The 24295-nt window shown below is 44.1% G+C and carries 17 protein-coding genes and 1 pseudogene; 8 read left to right on the top strand and 10 right to left on the bottom strand.

Going from position 1 to position 24295, the window contains the following annotated elements; translation table 11 throughout:
* Position 1: 1 nt before the first annotated feature.
* From CZ367_RS00725 to CZ367_RS00710, 4 genes are all read right to left on the bottom strand, one after another.
* Positions 2-3166: a SprB repeat-containing protein gene (locus CZ367_RS00725; RefSeq protein WP_084793457.1), complete on the bottom strand. Its 3165-nt coding sequence runs from the start codon at positions 3164-3166 to the stop codon at positions 2-4.
* Positions 3163-5160: a fibronectin type III domain-containing protein gene (locus CZ367_RS00720; protein ID WP_237581443.1), complete on the bottom strand. Its 1998-nt coding sequence runs from the start codon at positions 5158-5160 to the stop codon at positions 3163-3165. The genes CZ367_RS00725 and CZ367_RS00720 overlap by 4 nt, the downstream gene beginning before the upstream one ends.
* A 62-nt stretch (positions 5161-5222) precedes the next feature.
* Entirely contained in the window at positions 5223-9794 is a 4572-nt protein-coding gene (locus tag CZ367_RS00715; protein WP_077195303.1) for a hypothetical protein, read from the bottom strand.
* Positions 9795-9827: 33 nt separating this feature from the next.
* Positions 9828-10034, bottom strand: coding sequence for a helix-turn-helix transcriptional regulator (locus CZ367_RS00710; RefSeq protein WP_077195302.1), 207 nt, complete (start codon positions 10032-10034; stop codon positions 9828-9830).
* 219 nt (positions 10035-10253) lie between these two features.
* Here CZ367_RS00710 and CZ367_RS00705 point away from each other — a divergent pair, with 219 nt between their 5' ends.
* From CZ367_RS00705 to CZ367_RS00670, 8 genes and pseudogenes are all read left to right on the top strand, one after another.
* On the top strand, positions 10254-11651 hold the full coding sequence (locus CZ367_RS00705) for a DUF3945 domain-containing protein (RefSeq protein WP_077195301.1): 1398 nt from the start codon (positions 10254-10256) through the stop codon (positions 11649-11651).
* A gap of 20 nt (positions 11652-11671) precedes the next feature.
* Positions 11672-13753 (top strand): type IA DNA topoisomerase, encoded by a 2082-nt coding sequence (gene topB, locus CZ367_RS00700; RefSeq protein ID WP_077195300.1) that lies wholly within the window; start codon positions 11672-11674, stop codon positions 13751-13753.
* Between the two features lie 92 nt (positions 13754-13845).
* On the top strand, positions 13846-18360 hold the full coding sequence (locus CZ367_RS00695; RefSeq protein WP_077195299.1) for a DUF2958 domain-containing protein: 4515 nt from the start codon (positions 13846-13848) through the stop codon (positions 18358-18360).
* Positions 18361-18492: 132 nt separating this feature from the next.
* Positions 18493-18651, top strand: a pseudogene (locus CZ367_RS00690) (DUF4138 domain-containing protein); the annotation flags it as partial.
* The gene (locus tag CZ367_RS00685) at positions 18645-19223 is read left to right on the top strand and encodes a conjugal transfer protein TraO (protein WP_004339670.1); all 579 of its coding nucleotides are present in this window, start codon (positions 18645-18647) and stop codon (positions 19221-19223) included. The pseudogene CZ367_RS00690 and the gene CZ367_RS00685, both read left to right, overlap by 7 nt.
* Before the next feature lie 12 nt (positions 19224-19235).
* Positions 19236-19721, top strand: coding sequence for a DUF3872 domain-containing protein (locus tag CZ367_RS00680; protein WP_048739829.1), 486 nt, complete (start codon positions 19236-19238; stop codon positions 19719-19721).
* Positions 19708-20214, top strand: a complete 507-nt coding sequence (locus CZ367_RS00675; RefSeq protein WP_077195298.1) for a glycoside hydrolase family protein — start codon at positions 19708-19710, stop codon at positions 20212-20214. Before CZ367_RS00680 ends, CZ367_RS00675 begins: the two co-directional genes overlap by 14 nt.
* Before the next feature lie 101 nt (positions 20215-20315).
* Complete coding sequence (locus CZ367_RS00670; RefSeq protein WP_077195297.1) at positions 20316-21212, top strand: bacteriophage abortive infection AbiH family protein; 897 nt, start codon at positions 20316-20318, stop codon at positions 21210-21212.
* A 116-nt stretch (positions 21213-21328) separates the two neighbouring features.
* Here the strand turns inward: CZ367_RS00670 and CZ367_RS00665 are convergent, their stop codons facing one another.
* From CZ367_RS00665 to CZ367_RS00640, 6 genes are read right to left on the bottom strand one after another with little or no spacing between them, the layout of a single operon-like run.
* On the bottom strand, positions 21329-21547 hold the full coding sequence (locus tag CZ367_RS00665; RefSeq protein WP_004338368.1) for a hypothetical protein: 219 nt from the start codon (positions 21545-21547) through the stop codon (positions 21329-21331).
* A gap of 4 nt (positions 21548-21551) precedes the next feature.
* Complete coding sequence (locus CZ367_RS00660) at positions 21552-21833, bottom strand: hypothetical protein (RefSeq protein WP_004338369.1); 282 nt, start codon at positions 21831-21833, stop codon at positions 21552-21554.
* Positions 21834-21864: 31 nt separating this feature from the next.
* Positions 21865-22110: a DUF6926 domain-containing protein gene (locus CZ367_RS00655; RefSeq protein ID WP_004338370.1), complete on the bottom strand. Its 246-nt coding sequence runs from the start codon at positions 22108-22110 to the stop codon at positions 21865-21867.
* A 22-nt stretch (positions 22111-22132) separates the two neighbouring features.
* Complete coding sequence (locus tag CZ367_RS00650) at positions 22133-23404, bottom strand: PcfJ domain-containing protein (RefSeq protein WP_004338371.1); 1272 nt, start codon at positions 23402-23404, stop codon at positions 22133-22135.
* A 4-nt stretch (positions 23405-23408) separates the two neighbouring features.
* Positions 23409-23828: a PcfK-like family protein gene (locus CZ367_RS00645; RefSeq protein ID WP_036927959.1), complete on the bottom strand. Its 420-nt coding sequence runs from the start codon at positions 23826-23828 to the stop codon at positions 23409-23411.
* A gap of 6 nt (positions 23829-23834) precedes the next feature.
* Positions 23835-24266, bottom strand: a complete 432-nt coding sequence (locus tag CZ367_RS00640) for a hypothetical protein (RefSeq protein WP_004338373.1) — start codon at positions 24264-24266, stop codon at positions 23835-23837.
* Positions 24267-24295: the final 29 nt, after the last annotated feature.

The raw sequence follows: 24295 nt of genomic DNA, 5'->3' as shown, positions 1-24295 counted from the left end.
GTTATTTTCTTTTTTTCGTGATTCTAAGCGTGGATTTCTCGTTTCCAACAGACAGCTCCACTTTGAATACTCCTTCCGTATCGCCACGCAATTCATACTCAAAAGTCTGCTTTTGGATGTTTTTAATCTCCTTTTTATCCATTTCAACAGATGTCGGAGAGAGGAGCCTAAGAGTAAAGTCCCTTGGTTCTTTGAGTTCAACATATACTTTAAAATCCCCTGTAGTCGGATTAGGACTAATCAAAAACTGTTTGATCGCATCTCCTTTTCCATCGGGCAGAACTACTCCTCCTTCGCCAAGAACTTCTAATCTTTGGCTGACAACCGTAGAACAGTCACCCAAATATCCTGTGAGTGTCACTTCATAGATACCGGGTGTTGGAATGGTAAAGACAACGCCTTCGTTGGACTTGCTTGTAATAACAGCATTGTCGGGCAAGGACCATTCTAATTTGTCAGCCCTTATACGGCTGATGTTGACAGCATGGATAGGGGAACCGGCTGTGACTGATGACGGTATGGTTATATCCAAAGGCAGTTCTGTGTTACTGGCTTTGATTTCAACCTCAGATGTTGCCGTACAACCTTTCTCATTCGTAATAACAACTCGATAATGACCGGCTTTACTTACTATAAGTTCCTTGCCGGTTTCTGTTAGGGGTTGTCCGTCATGCAACCATTGATAGGTGACATTTTCTTCGCTCGGTATGGCTGTTATTTTACGTGATTGCTCATGGCAAAGTGTAAACCCGCTACTAAGTTTTACTGTCATCTTTTCCGGTTGTTCCAAGACAACACGATAATGAAGGGAACATCCGGCTTGGTCGCTGACGACAGCTACGTACTCTCCTGCTTTGAGATGTTCCCGATTAGGTGTAGATAGGGTATTGTCATCTTCCCAATGTATGGTATAAGGAGCCGTACCTCCTGACAGTTCAAGAGATATTGCACCATTGTCTGCACCGTAACAAGTCGGATTGGTAATCGTTGGTTTGATAGAAATGGCTTCAGGAGTTGTTACCTCGACATTCCCGGTAATGGAACAGCCGCGACTGTCTACAACTCTGACAAAAAAGCTGCCTGCTTCATTGATGGTGAGATTTGCTTCCGTTGCTCCTTCCTTGTTCCATTCATAAGTATAGGGAGCCGTACCACCGGTTACGGTTGTTGAAATAAGTCCTGCTCCTCCGCTACATGAAGGTGGGCGTGTTGTAAATGACAGTGACAACAAGTCCGGCTGTTTAAGTTCAAACACAGCTGACTCTACAGATATACCATTGCTGTCTGTAATTTTAACTTGATATTGTCCCGTTGAAAGATTATGGGCAACACTGTCTATCTGCAGCGGAAGTTGTTCTTTTGTACTTCCCGATATTTTATACCAAGTATACGTATAGGGGAGCTGTGCGGAAATAATAGGCTTACCTCCTTTTCCATGAGCAGTCAATTCTCCATCACTATCACCATGACAGCTGATAAAATGTGTCTCTTCAACCTCTACAGTTAAAAGAGGCGGTGCAGAAAGTGTTATCGCTAATTGTGCATGGCAGCCACAGGGAACCTGTTTGTCTTCATTCCCTAACAGGGCAAATCTCATGTCTTCAGCTATAGCTGTATATTCGCCACGAGGAATATTACGAAGGGTATAGATGTATTGGCTACCATCCGAATGCGAATCTGTTGGTGTAAAGACTTGACCATCGCTTTTCCGCACAAAATGTACTGTATATCCGGAAGCGGAAGGTGTACCGCCGGAAACAGCTATTTGAACAGCCCCATCGGAAGATTGATAGGCCAAAGGACTAGTTTTGCTCTTTTCTGTAATACTAACAGCCTCATTTGGCTCTGTAAGTATCACTTGGTGGATAAGTTCTTCTCCTGATGATGTCTTGGCAACACAACCATTGCTGTCCTGCACACGCAAAGTATAATTGCCAGCTGATAACCGTTTGAAACTTACATTGCCCGTATTGAATGTTTGTGTCTGCACAACAGAACCGCCGGCATCTGTAAGTGTAGCGGTGAAATTCCCTGTTCCACCAGATGCCGCCAATGCAATCTCTCCATCATGACCGGAAAAACAACTAACATTCTTTTGGGTGAAAGAATGAGTGATGGCTGGACGTTCTGCTATTATAGCCGTAAACTTATGTCGAGTATCACCTGTATAAGTATTATTGCCATTATAGCTCCCCTTAAAGGATATGGCATAAGTCCCAGAATTATATCCTCCAAGGTAAAAACTATTGTTACTATCTAAAGTTACATTACCAGCATTTCCGATAGACTGACCATTTATGAAACAACTCAAAACTTCTCCCGAAAGCAAAGGGCGATCTAATGTCATCTTAATTATTGCATCACCTGACTGGTGGCATCTTTCGAGGACAACTTCATGAGATAAAACAGTAGGAGATGATAAAGCAGCCTGTAAACTTATCACTTCACTAGACTTTACCGGATTGAATATTCGAAATAAAACAGGTCTTCCTTGAGCTGCAAGCTGCTGGAATGCACTTTCACTCATCAAATCTGTTCCACTAATTTTTAGAGAACCATTAGGTGAGGAATTAATAACTGAGGAAGGAACATTAATCCAAGTTTGGGCACCATCTGTAGAATATTGCCATTTGTATGCAGAATGTGGAAAACCGGCTGTATTTGTGATAAGGACCTTTTCCTTGCTAGGCAACAAGGTAGGCTGTGCACCAATAAAAAGTAATTCAGGATAGGCGATAAACTTATGAGTTGTAACATGAGAGCCTTTATGTGTAAGAGCCCCCCAATATAGATTTGACAAAGAAAACTCTGTCTGATTAGATGAACTTTTAAAAAAATCAATTGGCTTGTGATAATCCTCGTTAGAATTCCACCCAACTGTTCTTTTCTGGTAAAAATTCCTTATCCACAGATGATTAATAGGACCATCAGAAGCAGGTATTTCTATATGTCCTTGAACTCTCAAATAACTATCTCTCAGTTGATAGAATTCAAATTGTGGCATTGTTCTAGTAACATTATTACTAGTGGTATAGTAAAGTGTATTATAATAACGGAGTCCATCTCTGTTAAGGAAAAATTCCACATCATATTCAACGAGATATCTCTGTGCCATGCATTCTGAACAGATGAATAGCAAGAGGACATTTAGAACCTTTCTTGTCATATTTTAATTCCTTTTTTACATGTTATAGGGTGTATCCCCTTTGCTTTAACAACTAAGATATATTCATTCTCTTTTCCTTGTAAGATTTCTTTATCTACAAATTCTCCTAAAGCTGGTAGATTCTCTCTATAAAGGTATTTTGTCTTGGAATCGTCTAACTTATATAATGCTACGGACATCAAATCCTTATAGTGTATATCCCATTTGATAGCAATACCTTCTGGCAAGGCTTCCAAGTCGAATTTAATCGAATCATTGTCCATCCCTTGCATCTTAGATTTCAATATTATAGGATTGGATAAGTGAGAACGTAACCGATTAGAGGTATAAGCAATCACCTGATAGAGATAACTTTTCCCTGATTCAATGTCATAATCTTCATACCTCATACTTATGGGACTCTCAACACGCCGAGCAACAAGACGAGTTCTGTCCTCCACATCAGTACGTACCACAATAAATCCGGCAAGATAGGGATTTTCATCTTGGGCCCATTCAATAATGTTCCTCCCTTCCTCTGCAGTCCATCTGACAATTACAGGTGACGTTGGGGGAATAACATTTGGCTTAACAACCTCTATCGTCTCACTCAGGTCAGACTGGTTATATCGTTCATCAAGGGCTGTTAAAGCATAATAAACTTTATTATTTAGGTTGTCAAGGTTTATACTGTCCGTATAGGCTGTTTCACGGATGGCTAAATCCGTAATGGGAATCAGTTCCTCTCCCTTTGTTTGTCCGCGATATAGCCGATAACCATAAATATCAGCATCAGAATTGGGCTTCCATGACAAATGCACGGCACCGAGACTGTCTATTTGTGCAGATAAACCTTGTGGTATTCCCGGCGGCACACTGTCCACGGGCTGGATAAGTACCGGTAAAGAACGGGTAGAAGCACCTTGCTTGGCTTCTGCCTCAATTTTATAATAGATATGCCTTCCAATATTCGTTATATGATAATTCCGCTGCTGTGGATTGAGGTTGCCGATAAGAATGGTATAATCCTTGTCGTCAGTAGAATGAAGAACATTAAAGCCTTTGATTAACTCCTGTGATGCACCATCAAACTGCCAAGATATGTCTGCTCCACCGTTCCTGTCAAATGAGGAACTTGTTATCATCGGTATAGCCTTCAAAGCAGGATAAGCAATCCCGGAAACAATATCACTGTACGCCCCCTTACTGCCGAAAGGCGTTACGCCAACAACCCTATAATATATGGTCTCCCCTTCAGGGATACTATCCAAATAGGTAATCGGAGCATAAGGATTCTTATCCACATCTGCAATGCGTGTAACGGGCAAGTCTGAAATTGGCTTAAAAATCTTACCATCCTCGCTCTTCTCAATAAAATAAGAAGAATAAAGATAGGATAGCGTATTATAATCCCACGATAAAAAAGCCCCGGCTTCGCTAAAACGGGCAGACAATCCGACGGGACGAATTAGTTTAGCTGTATCACCGACAATGGTAAAAACAGACCCTTGCCCTATTTGATACTTTCCCTTAGGTACAAGAGGAGTAATACGGTACAAGTACCGTTCACCATTTTTTATATCCTTATCCTCCCATCCCCAGCCGATTTCCTTAGCCATTGGGAAACAGAGATCCGCGGCATAAAGAGAAAATAAATAGCGTTGCTGCCGCATTTCATCAAGGGAAATGGCCTTAGATATAGGATTATTACCCAAACTGACTTCAAAGTCTTCCCCAAAGACAGCCTGTGCAATGACTGCTCCCATCGGATATTGTGCTGCAATCCGTTTTAATGTATCTGTCGCTTCTGGTTTCAACCTTTCCGAAAGAACTTTCAACTCAGGTTTATCCAATACGACACCAGAACGTGATACTGTCAAACGCTCCAAACGAACACCATATTGATTAAGCAAATCCCAACTTTTCGCATCACTTGGAATCCAACGCAAGAGAATACGGTCAGAATGTATTTCTGCACGGGTTCTGATATTGGATGTCGATTTCTGTTGTGCCATTCCAATAAGGGCGTAAATACAGAAAGCGAACAGAAAAAGAGTCTTCTTAATATAACGCATATTTATTTGTTCAAATTAAGTTGGTTTGTATAGATGAAGTCTACACTGTTTGTTACTGTTCCATCAGGCAATACGTAACTGATAGTTGTTTGATACTTGCCTTTTTTCAAAACAGGCAAAGAGCCCATGACAAACCGATTGTAAACCTGCGGGGTAACAGCATCCCTACTATTTATGATTCTATTCTGAAGGTCTCGATAATCATTGTATGATACCAAAGAAGCATCAAATGTAAAGGGGAAGTGATATAAAGATAAGTTCACCGATTCTGAATGTAAAGCTGAAAGGTAGTTCTGGCTTGGTGAGAAAGCTCTATAGGGAGGGACGCCGATTGGCTGTTCTTCCCTCTCGGAGAGATGAATATTTCCATAAGGGTATCCTTCATAAACAAGTGGCAAGACTGCACCTCTGAAATATTCTTCCTTGAGGTCGGAGCGAAGAGTGAGCAAAGGCTTGTATTGAGTCTTCTCCACACCGATGACTTCAGCTTCGTCGAAGGCTTCCTTACCTTGTACATTAGCTCCAAGCAATAGTGCAACACCTGCATCTATGGCAAGGTTATCACGGACCTTGACACTTCGCATCTTCTCTCTGAAAGTGGCATACTGACTGGTTGTAAAATCATATTTCAGAATCGATTGTTCCATCTCATTGGAAATCTTTGCTATAGCTTTGTCGCCACCAATTTGTCCTGAGAAATCATCATTGTCTTTTATTTCCTTAATTTCAGAAGATTTTTTATTGTCGTTTGCCATATCCTTCTGTGCTGCAGAATACGCCAAATCTAATTTGTATTCTGTCTGCATTCTCAATTCCGGCAGAGTAAACTCTAAGCGATTCTCTGCTTCGTTATATTTGAAATCTGTAGATATACGCTCATTCTGTTTTGTTACAAAACTAAGCTTGTAGTCAAAACCTTTTTCAAACAGGTATTTTTGTCCAAACTGTAGTTGCACATAGCCTTTGGAGTATTCTTTGGGAAGGAAGTATCTCTGCCCTATCACTGGATAGGCATAGACAATATTCCGCATAGGAATGTCACTCGGCGCGCCACCTGTCGTAAAATGATTTATCTTTTCTTCAAAGGCTGGTTTCCCTGAGGTCAGTACCGGCTTCCAAACACCATTCTTCAATTCTTCGAAAACAATACGGACTTCTGCCGTCAAATCTGTATTAGGAGGAAGAATTTCTTTAGACTGGAAACGAACATCCGTCTTATCTTTTCCCCAAAGGAGCTTACCCGGTATGACATGTTCCTTTTTATCTTTGACTATGAATTCCTTGAGATTGATGCGGTAATAGGTCGTTTCTCCAGCATCAGTGGTCGCTTCGAAACTCTTTCCTATTGCAATGTTGAAAGTTGCCTGAGGAACGGAGAATACACTGACTTCATTCTCTTTATCAGCAGGAGCCAAATCATTTATCATTGGTTCTTCTATCGGAGAACTCCCCGGTATTACAACATCGCATTCCTCACCGATGGAAAGTTTGAAACGCGCCTTACCCTTAATCAATCCGAGCACATTGAGATTCACTCCTAAATAGCCCTTAAAGAAGGTTGGATCAGGAAGTCCTGCCTGCAAAAGAGCTGCTGCACCGCCCTTGATTACCGGTACACGGATACGGATAAGCCATAACTTTACCTTTACGCCCAATTCTCCTTGTAAATAGGCATAGGTTTGCCCCATAGCATACCAACCACCCATACCGATAGTACCGGAACGGCCTCGACATTGTGCCTGCGCATAGTCCTTGAGCATCACATCAAAGCCCAAACCTGCATTGAAATTAGCATACATTATCAAGAACTGAATATCACCGGTCTTGACGGATAGTTCTGAGCCGAATGCAAATCCCTTTCCCGTACTTAGTGCATTTAGATTCCGTCCAAGACTCAGCCTGTTTAGGTCTTGTCCCAATATGTCGGCTACAGCCTGTGGGGGAGCCGGCATATCTGGAATACGGCTTCCTGCCATAAAATAAGAGCCAGTCTTTATGGCAAGAATATTTCCTACTGCCAACTGTACGCCAAGCCTGTTGGACGGAGTGCCTAAATGCAAATACCATTCTTTGGGGTCTATATGCAGAACTCCCCAACCGGCCTGACCTCGTTCTCCCACACCACGAATGAATTCTGCGGGAGTATTGAGATAAACTTCAGAACTGGCATGCAGTACATGGTTTTGGAAATCCATCTGGATACATAATGTTCCTGATAGTCCCATATCCTTAATTGCTCCTGGAATAGATTTGATGGCCTTGGCTAACTGTGCCCAGTCATTTTGCTTAAACTGTTCCGATAACTTGGCTGGGAATGTTTGCTGTTGTTTTTCGAGCTTGTCACTGACAGAGGTATTACCTCCGCCTCCTCCCCTGTTAGGAAATTCCCCATAACCATAGAATCCTGCAGATGCCAATCCACCTGCCTTTGAAAATATCATTTCAAAAGCAGCTTCGCCATAGGCGACCTTACCGATTTCAATAACAGTAGAAGCCTTGAATCCAAAGCCCATAGAGGCATCAGGGATATAGTTTGAACTGGTAAAGCGCCCACCTTCCGGACTTCTACCTTCAGCACGCACCCCTGATGTTAAAGCACCACCTATTCCGTTAAGAGTCAGTGCTCCGATAATTGGTATGCCTGGATGGAAAGTTGCCATTCCATCAGCATACCAATAGCGGAAATCATCTTTTCTTCCGAAAGCAGCTCGAGCAGTAATGGAAATATCATGCTTTGACTTTATACTCGTATCTTTTTCTACCTTGCCATCAAAAGAAAACCCAAGAGTTACATCACCGGCGAACCCATTACCGTAAATCGCATCACCTCTATGCCAATTGAGATGCCCGTTCAGCGTTATAACACCTGCGATAACAGAATTTACAGCAATGGAACCTACCTCTAATTTATCAAACACCCAAGTTTGATTTTCATATTTTGCAAGGAGGTTTAATTCCGTTGCTCCGGAGAATAAGTTCTTCCCAAGATTAATCCCTGCCCCTATTGTTAATCTTACATGCTGTGTATCTGAATGATTAAGTGCAAGTTTATTTATAGATAAAGGAAAGTGTCCCAATTTTGCCTCTCCTTCATAACCGAAGTATTCTGCAGAAATGTAAGGAGCAACTGTCGTGAGTCTAAGACCGCGGAAACTAATCTTATCAAATTTTGTTTGTGATGTGGAGTCGCTGTTTCCCTCTTTTCCAAGAGTCATATATCCATGAAGTATTGCTTCTGGGATAAAACGATTTTCTACTAAGCGTAAAGTGACACTGGAATTCTTTTCGAGATGAGCCTTTGCCTTAAAAATGGAGAAATCAAGTGCTTCTTCATTTTTAATCCGCATCGTATATTCATTATTAGGTTGCAGGTATCCTTCATATCCCAAGGTAGTATTTTTACCCTTGAACGGCAAGCCTAGTCGCCCCGTGAATTCTGCGGCGACAAGTTCACTGGCCATAAGGTTCAGTCCAAAATGGTCAACAGAAAACCGCCAGCCGTCAGCACTGCCCTTATCAAGCGAGAGAATACTATCGGCAGAGAAAAGCCCCGTTATACCATAATCATCGATTAACAATCCCTTAGCCGAGAAACTAGCTCGTGAAAAAGCCTCCGGTAATGTTACAGAGACATTTTCTGCATATATTCCTCTCCATAGCACCTGTTCATCGGGAAGATAATATTGCTGGTATTCCTGTGGAAAATTTATCGTTTTGGCGTTCCGCTTACTACTGAAATCTAAAATGACGTTATTCAATGAGAATACGTAGTCTTTCAGTCCTTTGATTTCAAAACTTGGTAGGTCTAAAGACACAAGAAGGTCATTCCAACTTTCTATAACAGTATTAAAATGACCTATGACTTGATTTGATAAATTTCTATCCTTAATTATATTATTTGTAGCTGGTTTATAAGTACTGTCATTTGTAGTATCTTGTCCCCCGGCCCTGACTATGAGGGAGGTTGGAAAGTGTACTTCTGCGTCAATTGCTAAATTATGGAAACCATCACAGCCGATGGTCATGTAGGTGTCACTTTGAGAAATACCCCTGTCCTTGCTTAGTCCATTACCCTTAAGGACAATCTTTGTATTTCCGCGATTGAAAGGTATCTCGACATCGTGCAGGAGCGAAAGCTTCAATTCTCCTGCCAGACCACCAGTATGTGTTCCTTTTATTCCTTCTGCCCCAAAGAAAAGCACTGTACGCCCGCCTTTTGTTCCTTGTGGAATGACCGCCTTTGCATAAACGCCAAGCTCTGTTGAAGAAGTCTGCAAGGCAAAACGACTGATGGCAATCGTTATCTCCATACCACCAATTGTTCGTTTCAAACCAAGAGGAAGGTTTATGGCTTCTGCATCATTATAATTCAAATCCTCCACATAAGAATTACTCGCAGCAATGCGAGCAAACATGTCATTGAGTTCGTTTATCTGCTGTACTGAATTACTTTTAGTCTGAGCATAGGATACATGTATGCTCAATAACAGGATACAAAGCAGAAAAGTGATTCGCTTATATTTGCTAATATTGAGTTTTAGAAGCCCCGTAATGGCGAGAGTTATTTTTTCCATGTGACAAATTCAAAAGATGTGAATCATTCGTATTTACAGAGGTTTCGTTGAAATAAGGAGTTCTCGGATATCTATACTAAGTAGTGTAGCAATCTCTAAAAGCACTTCCAATGGGGGCTGTACCTTGTTGGAACACCATTTTGATATGGTATTTTCAGACTTTCCTATTTCTTCAGCAAGCCACTTGCCGGTCAGCTGCTTTTCAGCCAAGACAGCTTTAATTCTATTTATTACAGCCATAATTTGATTTTATAACTCTACAAGGTTATTAACTTTCGTTTGCAAAAGTAGTTGATTTTTAGCGACGCAGCAAACAATTTCTTCTTTATTTTTTATATGTCCATCTTTTTCCTGTTATTTCTTGACTATTCCCGCTAATTCCTTTACTCTTAAATCTTTAAGAATGTTACTATAATTTAGCTGCTTGATAACAGTATTCACCATTTAAATTATCAAGCAATGGAATCAAATAACAATGACAATTACGTGCTGGTCTTGGAAGACCGCACGGAAGTAAAAAGTGAGCAGGAAGCGGGCAAGTTGTCCGTTGTGTCGGGTATTGACGACAAGGGAAACCTTAAAACCACCGAGGCAATCGCTGCCAATCAGGCAGCGTTCTTGAAATTCAACAACAAGGATGGACTTCTCAAAAACTTCATGACCAACTTCCTCAAACAGTTCAATAACCCGACTCATTTTGGACTGTACAAGGTCTTGTCTAACAATGTGGAGCAAGGCGTGGACAACCTGCGCACTATGATACAAAGCCGTAAAAAGCCCGAAAGCAAACAGCAACTGGCAGAGATGGGCATTCCCTTTGAGGACTATCTGCCCCAGCAGAAGAATGCTACTGCCATCGATGAGTCGAAGATTGATTGGAAGCAACTCGATAATCTCGGACTTACCCGTGAACGACTGGAACAAAGTGGAGAGTTAGAAAAGATGCTTTCTTGGCAGAAGAGTAACCTTGTTACTATTGCCGTACCTATTGGTGATACAACTATCTACACCGAAGCACGTCTTGCATTCCGCACGGACGATAGCGGCAATGTCGGCTTGGCTATCCACCCTTTACGCAAGGAGCCACAGCTTGACTTTCCCTATATGGGCTACAAGTTCTCTCCCGAAGAAAAGGAGCAACTTCTCACTACGGGTAATCTTGGCAAGACCATTGAGGTAACACCTAAGAACGGAGAGCCTTTCTCTGCCTACGTCTCCATCGACCCGCAGACCAATGAGATTATCGCCCTGCGTGCTGACCGTGTGAACATCCCCAAGGAAATCAAAGGTGTGACACTTTCTGACACTCAGTATAAAGACCTTGTGGAAGGTAAAGCCGTGAAGGTGGAAGGCATGACCGCCAAAAGCGGCAAGACCTTTGATGCAACTTTGCAAGTCAATGCCGAGCGAAAAGGCATTGAGTTCATCTTTGACAATAACCGTGGATTTAAGGAACGCCAGCAGCAGACACAGCAGCAAGGTGTCCCACATAAGCTTTGCGGCTTGGAGTTATCAGATAAACAGCGTGAAGCCTTGGATAGCGGTCGCACACTATACCTAAAAAATATGGTGGACAAACAGGGGCAACCATTCAACGCATACGTTCGCATGGACAAGGAACAGAACCGCCCACGCTTCTATAAATGGAATCCGGACAAGAGCCAGAAAAGCGGCAAGGTGGAAGCCGTGGCGGAAGAACACAAAACACAGGTAGCCGTGAACAACCACGGCAAGACCAACGAAGCCACCAAGAATGTGAAAGAACCACTCAAAACGGGACAGACACAACCTACTGCCGAGCAGAAACAAAAGCAGGACGAGAACAAGCAGAAAAAGTCTCGTGGACGTAGAATGTAACCTTAAAACCATTCAGCACTATGACAACTTGTATTATTGCCGAGAAACCCTCGGTAGCCAGAGATATTGCCCGCATCGTAGGAGCAACGAGCAAGCAAGACGGATATATGGAAGGCTGCGGCTATGTCGTTACTTGGGCAATGGGACACCTCATCGCCCTTGCCATGCCTGAAGCCTATGGCTTTTCTGCCTACAAAGCTGAAGACCTGCCCATTCGTCCCAATCCCTTTCAGTTAGTGGTACGACAAGTACGTAAGGACAAGGAGTATGTATCAGACCCTGCCGCATTAAAGCAACTTAAAGTCATCCGTTCCTGCTTTGACAAGGCGGATCGTATCATTGTCGCCACCGATGCGGGGCGAGAGGGTGAGCTCATCTTTCGCTACATCTATCAACATCTTGGTTGCAGAAAGCCTTTCGACCGTCTTTGGATTTCATCATTGACGGACAAAGCTATCCGTGAAGGACTTTCCAATCTTAAATCAGGAAAGTGTTATGACAATCTCTATTATTCAGCCAAGGCAAGAAGCGAAGCCGACTGGCTCATGGGTATCAATGCCAGCCGTGCATTGTCCATCGCCCGCAAAGGCGGCTATTCCTTGGGACGGGTACAGACCCCAACTCTTGCTATGGTCTGCCGTCGGTACATAGAAAATCGTGATTTTTCTTCCGTACCTTATTGGAAATTATCCGCTCTCTTGGAGAAAGAGGGCATATCGCTGAAAGCCGTTGGCTGTAAAGACTATGAGGGTGAAGCATTGGCACAGACTGCCCTCGCTGCACTTCGTAGTCAGAGCCAGCTTACGGTAGAATCGGTCGCAAGAAAGGTAACGCATACCGCACCACCACTCTTGTACGACCTTACTGCCTTGCAGAAGGAAGCCAACAGACGCCACAGCTTTTCAGCAGACAAGACCCTGTCAATTGCCCAAAGTCTCTATGAGAAGAAAATCACGACCTATCCCCGCACAGGCAGCCGATACATCAGTGAGGATGTTTTCGAGGAAGTACCCGCCCTGCTGCACAAGATAGGCATCTCACTATCAAATCCACTTAATCGCCATTCGGTAGACAATGCAAAGATAACTGACCACCACGCCATTATTCCTACTGGGGAAACGCCTTCAGGAATGTCGGCAGATGAAACAACTATCTATCAAATGGTGGTCAATCGTTTCATCGAAGCATTTTCTCCCGATTCAGAGGAAGAGCGTATACTGGTTCGTTTCACGGACGGCAACAGCACTTTTGCTTGGAAAGCGTGCCGACAAATCTCCTTGGGTTGGAAAGCCGTGCAGAAAGGTAAAGAAGCGGAAGCAGAAAAGAAAGAAGGGGGTGAAGAACAGGTTTTGTCTTCATTGCCAAACCTGATAGAGGGAGAAAACTTGCCTGTACTTGATGCAGAAATCACCGAGGATAAGACCAAGCCAAAACCACTCTATACGGAAGCTACTTTACTTTCAGCAATGGAGAATGCTGGGAAAGAGGTCGAGGATGCAGAAAGCAAAAAAGCTATGGCAGAATGCGGTATAGGAACACCAGCTACCCGTGCCAACATCATCGAAACACTTATCCTGCGTGACTATATCCGAAGGGACAAGAAAGCAATTATACCGACCGAAAAAGGCTTGGCTGTCTATGAGATTGTCAAGGACAAGCGAATCGCCAATGCGGAGATGACAGGGAGCTGGGAACTGACACTTGCCGCCATTGAAGCAGGACAGATGCCGCCTGAAAAGTTCGCGCAAGGCATCAACTCCTACGTTGGTACCATCTGCGAGGAACTGCTTTCTCTTGCCCCCAAACAGAAGTCTTATCCCACCTATCGCTGCCCCAAATGTGGCAATGAGAGCGTAGGCATCTATACCAAGGTTGCCAAATGCAGACATGAGGGCTGTGATTTCCACATCTTCCGTGAAATCTGCGGCATACTTCTCTCTGAAGATAATATCCGTGACTTGATAAGTTCCGGTCGTACGTCTGTCCTTAAAGGCTTGACGAGTAAGGCAGGAAAGAAGTTCAATGCTCGTCTTGTCCTTAATGAAGATTACACCACATCTTTTGAATTTGAAAACAGGAAAGGAAAACAACGAGGGAGATAATCTCTATAGAAACAAAGCGGAACAGAATAGGTCGGAAGATGAGATTCATTTATCTTCTGACCTTTTTCCTCCTTAATTAAAAAGAAAAAACTATGGCATATAATAAGAAAAACGTCCTTGAAGCCAACACTGAAGCCATCCGTGTTGTGCTTCGCTTGGAAAAAGAACGCCGCGAAGCCACCGAAACAGAAAAAGATATATTGCGTGGCTATCAGGGCTTCGGTGGCTTGAAATGCGTGCTGAACCGATGTGATAGCCCCGATGACCTACGCTATTGGAACCAGTCGGAGCAACAACTCTTCGAGCCAACCCAAAGGCTCAAACAGATGATTTACCGCGAAGCCGTCGATGCCAATACCGCCAAGCGGTACTGGGAAAGCATCAAGGCAAGCGTGCTCACGTCTTTCTATACCGATACCCGCATCGTTGCCGCCATTTCCGATGCGCTTACTTCTGTAAATGTACCCATACGTCGATGTTTGGATCCTTCGGCTGGCATGGGAGCGTTTGCCGAGACCTTTGCAAGGCAGGCTGGAATTGTGGACGCAATGGAGAAGGACTTGCTCACGGCACGAATCAGCCAAGCCCTGCACCCTTATGACAAAGGCAACATATTCGTTCGGAACGAACCTTTTGAAGCTATTGGAGAGATAGAAGACAAGGATAAATACGACCTTATTACAAGTAACATTCCTTTCGGGGATTTCATGGTCTATGACCGAGAGTACAGCAAGGGCAAGGATATTCTTAAGAGAGAATCCACACGAGCCATCCACAATTACTTCTTTGTAAAGGGATTGGACTGCATCAAGGAAGGCGGACTTCTTGCGTTTATTACCTCGCAAGGTGTATTGGACAGTCCCCGCAATGAAGCCATACGTCGTTATCTGATGCAGAACAGCCGCCTTATCTCCGCTCTCCGCCTACCATCGGGTATGTTTTCAGACAATGCAGGAACGGACGTAGGCAGTGACCTCATCGTCCTGCAGAAGCAGACAGGTAAAGAAATCAGCGAAGGGATTGAACAGCAGTTTGTAGAAACTCTTTCCGTTCCCAAAGAAGAAGGCTCTTCTGTCGTCTTCAAGCACAACTCACTTTTTGCAGGAGATTGGAAAGACATTGCTCACCGTATCATCGCCACGGAGCGCAAGATGGGTACAGACCCCTACGGCAAGCCCGCATGGGAGTATCGCTTCGATGGCAGCATTGATGATATGGCAGAGAGTATCAGGACACAGCTCTCCCTGGAAGTTGAGCAACGCTTTGACCGCAAACTCTATGAAACAGGCATACCTATGACGGAGGAGGAACGGCAGAAAGAAGCCGAAAAACAACTGAGAAAGTTAGGTATAACGGTAAATTTACCCAAAGAGGATCCCAAAGTGCACAAGGAGGCGGAGAATGCCTATAATTTGATGCCCGACAGTATCAGGAAGCAACTACCTAAACTTTACAGTACGGAAAAGGAACTTATTGGTGATAAGGTCGCTTACGCACGTTATTTCTTCCCGATGGGAGCATATACGGCTTATCTCTTGGAGTACGACCCTAAGAGCCGTATAGGTTTCGGTGCTGTCACGATGGGCTACGGCTGGGAATTGGGTAATATGTCGCTTGACGAAATGGAGGAAGTGAAGATACATGGATTGGGTATTGAGCGAGACTTATACTTTAGTCCTAAGAAATTGCACGAGATAGTCGAATTGGAAGAAATTGTAAAAGGGCGATACACCAAGGAGCCGATTATTGAGGAAATCAAGGAAGATGATGCACCTGAAGTTCAGACTTCGACAATGGAAGATAACCTTTCCACGGAAGAACCCAAAGAGGAAGTTCAAGTTGAAAAAATCAGTGAGCAAGTTGATAAAACGGGCGGTGAGCAGACAGTACAGATACAAGAGGCAGGCTCTACTATTGAAGAATCAGTCCCAGAGGGCGTACCCGTACTTAGCCTTCACCGTCAATATGAGCAGAAGGTGAGAGAAATTCGCACCGATGTGGAAGCCCCACGGGAGATGAACGGGCAGACTGTCTATTTTGATGATGACCACCACCCGGTGATGAACAGCATGGACGAGCGACAGGAAACGGAGCAGCCTTCACTATTCGCTCCGGAGGAATACAGTCTCTGGACACAGGAGGTAATGCGCGTGAATAGCGAGATTAAGGAAGATCCCAATCCACAGATACAGTCTTTCAAGGAACAGAAGCAGACAGGAAATAAAGGAAGAAACGAGAATAAGGAGAAACAGCCAACAACTGCAGCGCAGCACAGAACCAAGGGCAGAAGCAGCAAGAAGACTTCCTCTCAGTCATATCGTGAACCGTCTCTCTTTGATTTCATGAATGAAGCCGAAGAGCGGAAGCCACAACCGATAACAGAGGTTAAGAAAAAGTTTGACGCATCACCGCGCCCTTTTCTATCATTGCCGGACTCTCACCTGAGAGATGGTTCCATTGTTGTGCAGAAAGGTCAGGTGGGGTTTCTTTCCGACTTAAAGCGACATCCAACCTTTAACCCGATGGACTTGCCGTATGCGCAGCTTTCCCGACTAAAAAGCTATATCGAGATAAGGGAGTGCTATCATCGTCTCTATGACTACGAGGCAGAGAACCATGCAGAAGACAGGGAAGACCGAAGCAGGCTCAATCATCTGTATGATGACTATGTTGCACGCTGGGGCTACTTCAACCAGAAGGCGAACACCGACATCATCAAGATGGATGCTACAGGCGTGGAAATGCTCTTCTTGGAACGCTCTGAAAACGGCAGGTACGTCAAGGCGGACATCTTCGACCATCCAACAGTTTTTTCTACCACGGAGCTGACCGTTGCCACAGACCCGATGGAGGCACTGGGCGCATCGCTTAACAAGTACGGTACGGTGGAACTTGACTATATGAGTTCGCTTTTACCTGATATGGAGGAAAGCGACATCATTTCTTCCTTAGAAGGCCGCATCTATTTCAATCCCGAAGAGAATGCTTATGAGGTTGCGGACAAGTTCATTTCGGGCAATGTAATAGAAAAGGCGGAGCGTATCGAGTCGTGGCTCTTGGACCATCCCGACCACGAAGAGGCAAAGCAGAGCCTTGCTGCCCTGCGTGCAGCCACGCCAACACCCATTCCTTTTGCAGACCTTGACTTCAACCTCGGTGAACGTTGGATACCTGCCAAAGTCTATGGTAGGTTTGCCTCAGAGTTCTTTGGGACGGAGATAGGCGTATCATATCACTCCAATATGGATGAGTATAGCATTGTCTGCGACCGAAAGAATGCCAATATCTGGCACAAGTATGCCGTACAGGGGGAGTTCCGCCGCTATGACGGTATCAATCTCCTGAAGCATGCACTTCACAATACCATTCCCGACATCAACAAGAGCAAGGAAGTGACGGACAAGGTTACGGGAGAGACCAAGACCATTAAGGTAAGGGACGGACATGCCATCCAGATGGCAAATGCCAAGATTGAGGAAATCAGGCAGGGTTTTGTTGATTGGCTCGGACGCACACCCGACACGTTCAAGCAGCAACTCTCCGATAGGTACAACCGCCTTTTCAACTGTTTTGTGCGACCCAACTTTGATGGTACGCACCAGACGTTTCCCGACCTTGACCTCAGACGATTGGGCATTGCCGACCTGTACAAGAGTCAGAAGGATGCCGTGTGGATGCTCAAAACCAACGGTGGCGGCATCTGCGATCACGAGGTGGGAGCGGGCAAGACGCTTATCATGTGTACGGCAGCCTATGAGATGAAGCGGTTAGGACTTGCTAACAAGCCGATGATTATCGGACTGAAGGCAAATGTCTTCGATATTGCCGATACCTTCCGCAAGGCTTATCCCAATGCAAAGATTCTCTATCCGGGAAAGAATGATTTCAACAAGCAGAACAGGCAACGCATTTTCAACGACATCAAGAACAACGACTGGGACTGCATCATCCTCACGCACGAGCAGTTCGGCATGATACCGCAGGCCTTGGAGATACAGGAAGCGATTATGCAAAAGGAACTGGACTCCGTGGAAGAGAATCTCGAAGTGTTGCGACAACAAGGAAGAGACATCTCACGTGGTATGCTCAAAGGCTTGGAGAAGCGCAAGCAGACACTTGAAGCAAAGCTGCAGAACATACAGGACAGCATCGCCGAAAGAAAAGACGATGCCGTGGACTTCAAGATGATGGGTATCGACCACCTCTTTGTAGATGAATCGCACCAATTCAAGAACCTGATGTTCAATACCCGCCACGACCGTGTGTCGGGCTTGGGTAATCCCGACGGCTCACAGCGTGCCTTAAACATGCTCTTTGCCATTCGCACCATACAGGAGCGGTCCGGTAAGGACTTGGGAGCCACTTTCCTTTCAGGAACGACCATTTCCAATAGTCTGACGGAACTGTATCTGCTCTTCAAATACCTCCGTCCGCAGGCTTTGGAAAAGCAAGGTATCAACAGCTTTGATGCATGGGCAGCCGTCTTTGCCAAGAAATCGACCGACTACGAGTTCTCCATCACGAATGACATCATTCAGAAAGAGCGGTTTAGGACGTTCATCAAGGTGCCAGAACTGGCTGCGTTTTATGCGGAAGTATGGGAGTAGAAAGCAGAAAATGGCATAAAACTCATATCTGACTGAAATACAGCGGATATTGCTTGTTTCTTCTTAGGGTTGCATCATAGGAAACAGGCAGAAAAGGGAGCGAAAAGGAGGGAGTTCAGTTACCAAATCGTTCGAAAAACGATTGCCTTGGAACAGTTCTCACTATCAGAGGATAAACAGCTTGAAGTGACGCTTTATGAGCATAATGGTGGACGAACGCTTACCTTCTATGTCGAGCCGCAAGATTTACTTTTGGCTCAGAAGATTGATAACCTCAAACTTAAATGGTAATGAAGAAGTATCTTTTCCTTCTTATGTGTGCGGTGGCCATTGCGCTGCCCACACAGGCACAACGGCTGATTCCAAAGCAAAAAGGCTTGGAAATAGTAGGTAACGTGCCAATTATCAAAGGCGAGAATTTGTTTGCCAAAGACAATTTTGGCATAGGTATTTTGCTCACTCGCTATCTGAAGCGTGAGAATTATTCATTTCTTACGGTAGAATATGAGCAACAAAATATGCCGTATCGCAGCTATGATGTGAAACTCAAAGATGCCTTCGTGCATTTGGGGTATATGCAGCCTATTGTTTCTGACAATGGTAAAAATGTATTTGCCTATGCTGGAATATCCGCTTTGGGTGGCTATGAGGAACTTAACGAAGATAAGAAACTACTTCTTGATGGCGCAAAACTACTCGATGACTCTCACTTCGTCTATGGTGGAGCGGTGCATCTATCCATAGAATGTTTCTTATCGGACAATGTGCTGTTGCTACTCAAAGGACAGGGACGCATACTCTTTGGTACGGATGTTCATCATTTTCGCCCTGCTGTATCGGCAGGAATCAGGTTTAATCTATAAATGTAGGGAACAATGAAAAAGAAAATTTTTAATAGTATATGGGTAATGGGAGTGCTAACCCTTGCTGTGTTTTGTTTATCTGCTTGTGATAGGGAGTTGGATGTTCAGCAGTGTTATCCGTTCACTGTCGAGACGATGCCCGTTCAGAAGAACATCGTCAAGGGACAGACGGCAGAGATACGCTGCACCCTCAAACGAGGGGGCGAATTTGCCGACACACGCTACACCATCCGATACTTCCAGCCCGACGGGAAAGGAACGCTAAGAATGGACAATGGGACGGTATTCAAGCCCAACGACCGCTATCCGCTCACCAAGGATGTTTTCCGACTTTACTACACCTCTGCTTCCACAGACCGACAAACCATTGATGTGTATGTGGAGGACAACTTCGGGCAAATCGCCAAACTGTCGTTCAACTTCAACAACGAAAAAACGGAGGAAAAGGGAAAGTCCACCGCAGTAGTAACCAAAGCCTTGAACGATGCGAACAGCTAAACGCTTTGCTTTATTCTGTATAATGTGCTTGCTCTGCCAACCGTTCTTTGCCCAGCGCAAGGTGCGGCTGGCGGACTTGCCACCTTTTGAGCGTGCGGTGGTCGTCGTGAAATACTTCGAGGGGCTACACAGAAAAGGTTGCTATCCGTATGTCGGATATGGTCATCGGTTGCAACCAAGCGAGCATTTCTTTTCCAATATGACGGAACGGCAGGCGGACTCCCTGCTCCGTGCCGACCTATGGAAATGCTTTGAGCATTTCAAGGGCTATGGCAAGGATGCACTACTGCTTACCTTGCTTGCCTACAATATAGGCATAGGTCGTTTGCTCGGTTACGGTAATCATCCCAAAAGCCGACTAATACGAAAGATAGAGTCGGGCGACAGGAACTTCTACCGTGAATTTGTCACTTTCTGTCGATATAAAGGCAAGGTTCTGCGAGGACTTGTCAAACGACGAAATGTGGAGTTTGCCCTGTTTTATATACCCTGATTATCAAATACACCCCTTGCGACTTTTTTATGCTCCGCAAGGGGCGTTTTCTTGTCGTTTTAGTCGCCTTCTTCGTTATGATTGAGTAACTTTGCAAAAAAATGGATACACTATGTATAATTGGCAATGGTTTTGACCTCCATCACGGCATAGCATCTTCTTATGAAGATTTTAGACAGTATGCATGGAAAAAATGTGGCTTAGATGGTTATTGGATAGGACAATTAGAAGAATGCTACCCTACAAAAAATAAAGATGGGAAACTTGAACTATGGTGCGACCTTGAATACGCATTAGGGAATATAGATTTCCAAAATGCATTTGATGAATCAACAGAAGATGTCGAATTAGAGGAAGACCATGAAATGCGTTATCAGGCACAAATGGAGGATGCTCCAGAATACTATTTGGAAATGATGTTTGAAGTGTTTCATCGTATATTTGAAGAATGGGTTAATCAAATAGATATAAATGTCTCACCTGTTTCTTTGCCAAATTTTGATAGAAACAGTCTGTTTCTTTCTTTCAACTATACAGATACATTAGAGAAACTTTACAGCATTCCTCAAAGACAGATTAATTATATACACGGAAGACGCTGCTGTTCTAACAATTTAGTTGTTGGGCATATAAATAACCTTAATGGAAATGATTTCCTTTCTGCAGACCCAATGATATATGAATATGCAGCATACGATAATATTGCAAAAGTTGTAAATGAACAACGTAAAAGCATTTCTGACATAATTAGTAATAATGCGAGATATTGGAATAATTTAGCTGGAATTAGAAGAATTGTTGTTTATGGGCACTCTTTATCCGATATTGATTTTGGATATTTTATGGAGATAGCTAAAAATGTTGCATCAAACACTCAATGGCTTTTTTCAGTTTACTATAATAATCCCCAAGAGCGTAATAGAGAAGTTAAGCGAGTCAAAGACTTTATTAACAAATTAGGACTTACGTGTTCAAATTGTCAGACTTTTTGTATGTAATTAAATTATAATGCAATTATTGCGACTTTCTTTTGCTTCTTTTCTTTGGTCGCCTGCTCGTTCAAAGAAAAAGAAAAGAAGCCACGCATTTTTTTAAGGTTGCGTGGCTCATTGTGTTAGGGATTTTCGGTTGTTTCAATTATCCGCTCTTCGGGGTGGGTATCGAAAGCCCAATTGATTTGTTCATCGGGCAGTGTGCTGTGTATTCCTCTGCCCATCACCATTCCACAATCTTCAAGGATTTTCCGCTCGGCTTCCTCTCGGTCTGTGGCTACAACCTCAAACACACCTTCAAAAACGTATTGGGTGCGTACTCTGTAAACTTTCCTTTCCATATTTTCAAAACTCAGCGATTAGTAATCTGTGTTCCATTGGTTCACCATTCGATAGCCAACGGTGGGTTAGCCAAAAATGATGTGCGCCGTAACCATAGACAAAAAACTTGTCAAGTTCCGTTTCTTGGGAGATTTGAAGGAGTGCGGTCTGCAACTCCTCCTTGTTCTCGGCTATGCTTATGGCATTGATAACTCTCACGATGATGTTGGGTATTTCATCTGCCCACGAGTTGTTGAGAGCTTTGCTCGAAAAATTATGAATAATGCCTTCTACTTGTACTTTCATATTGTTGTCGTTTATAGGTTGATGTTTTTATTTACTCTCTGCAAATAAGGGTGCAGTCCTCTACCTCGGTGGGTAGTCCAAAGGCTGGAACGTGGGTAAAATAAGGTTGCATATTCCCCTCTATGTCTGTGTGGGGCGATATAACCTCCGCTTTGGTGTCCTTACTCCATTGGTCTGCGAGTGCGATTTCTTCGTCTGTCAGTCCTGTACTATCTCCATTGATAAGGTAGCCTAAACTCCACGTTGGAATTTTCTCTATTGTCTTGTATGTCGCCATAATCGTTGTTATTATAGGATTGTTATGCGGTTGCTCTCTGTGCTATCATTCTCATATTCTTCTGCATCAAGGCGAGTATCTGCTCGTGGTACTCGGTGTTCTTGTTGCACACTCCACGACTTTGTACCACTTTCATCGTTTCCAATGATACCTCGATGGTTTCGATGCGCTCTCCGTCCTTTGTGGCAGAGAAGATAAGCGACTGCGGTTTGCTGTAATAGCGTGCGTCATATACGCAATGGTGCATTGCCGTGCCTTCCTCCAAATGCTCCTGCACACTCTCCAAAACGTGGATACGGATAATGCCGTCAGTAAACTCTATGCCAAAGAATTTTGCTTTGAGTTGCTTGTACTCTTGTTCGGCTTCTATTGCTTCCTTACGCTTCTTGATAATGTTCTCACGCTCTTTCATCGCTCTGCTCTTGGCTTGGTAATGGTCGTGCGCTGCTCTTAGGTCGGTGGGGCAAACATACTTGGCATTGTGAATATCCTTGCCTAATTGATTGAGCATATCCACCATATCACACCATAGACTTCCGTCCTCTATATGGTAGCCGTTTCGCAAACAGATGCGGATAGATGCCCAATAGCTATCAATGCTTCTTCGACCATTGTGCATGAAGAATTTGAGTAGCGGGATTTGCCCCGACTTCAACAAGGTTTCCACACGGCTATCGGAAAGCAGTGCCGGTATAAGTTCAGTAGGCACTATATTGTGGAAGTTTCCCTCAAAACCATTTCTGCGGAGTGTGTCCGTAACCTTGAACTTGGGATATATCGGTGAGTACGATATATAGCGGTAGGCTTCGTTGTCGTTGCGTACTGCCATTGGCGAACAGAAAGAAAAGGTGTCAATGTATCTGCCTAATGTTCGTTGAACAGCAATAATCGTTTTTCTTCCTTGTGCGTTCCACCAATACTGACCGATTTCAAAGGTATATGAAGATGCCTTGCAACCTTTCTCCATTTCCACAGAAAGGAGGAACATTCTTAGTATTTGGTATTCTCCGTAAGTGGTAAGTATCGTGAAATATTGCTTTTGTCTTATCTTGCGTTGAAAGGTTTCCTTGACCTGCAACCTTGCCCCGCAATGGGGGCAGGTGCAAGTGTCCGTAGGCTTTTCTATTGTCCAACTATGCCCACAATCCATACACGTTGTGCGACCTTTGGGCAGTCGGTAGGCGAAATGGTCTATACATTCACGGAATGCCCATTTGCTCTGTGTCTTGGTTATCGGGCGAAGGTGCTTACTCTCGGCAAGGACTGCCTTCTCATATTTGTTTCTTGGTTTCATAGGCTTAAAAATCAAATAGTGACGGTTGTGTTTGGGGTGCTGCGCTTTCGGTTTTCTTCACTCGTGCGTTACGGCTCTGTATCTTGGCAAGTTCCTCACGTTGGTACTGCTTGATGGCTTCTTGCCTTGCTTCGGCTTTCTCCTCCTCTGTGAGTTCCACAATATGATTTACTGCCACTCTGCAAGTGATTTCCTTTCCTACTTCAATTTCATCCTCGTCATAGTAGTGTACCGCCATTGAGTAGATTTCATCGTCCTCAAAGCCATTGCAGCCATTCGCCTGCACTTGGTTCAAGATGTAGGTTACACACTCCTCGATGCTCTTGTTAGGCTTCATCAAGTTGGGTGCAAACAAATGGTCTGTCGCTGCACGCTGATTGAGATACTCGGCTATTGCTCGCGTAAAATGTTCTGTTCCTTTCATAGTCGTTTAATGTTTGGGGATTTCTACTATTTGATTGACACTACCATACAAATAGGCTCTTAGGCTGGTGCGGTCGGGTGCGTAATACTCTGCCCAATGTCCGTATTGATTGACCAAATACTTCTTCAATACGTCCATAAAGTCAAACCGATAACCCATAAGGGGTACGGCTGTACGGAAGTAGGTGTTTGTGTTCACCGCTTCGGCAAGCCAATTCTTTTCCTCACGGCTCATTCGCTCACCACGATTGAGTTTCACACGGAGAAGATACACCTTGCTATTACAAAGGCTCTCCAACGGTTCAACTTCCCACTGCACAAACTTAGTTGCCAACACTTGCTCACTTTCATCAACCACCGAACTTATGCGGTAATGAGAGGAGGAGCTATATCCTTTTTTCTTCATCGAAGATGTGATATTTACTTTCTGCTGTTCCATAATGACATTTTTTTTATGCGTCCAAAGAT

The sequence above is a fragment of the Prevotella ihumii genome (assembly GCF_900155655.1).
GTDB classification, from domain to species: domain Bacteria; phylum Bacteroidota; class Bacteroidia; order Bacteroidales; family Bacteroidaceae; genus Prevotella; species Prevotella ihumii.
The sequence above is the reverse complement of the archived record's forward strand: the minus strand, read 5'-3'. Positions and strand labels throughout refer to the sequence as shown.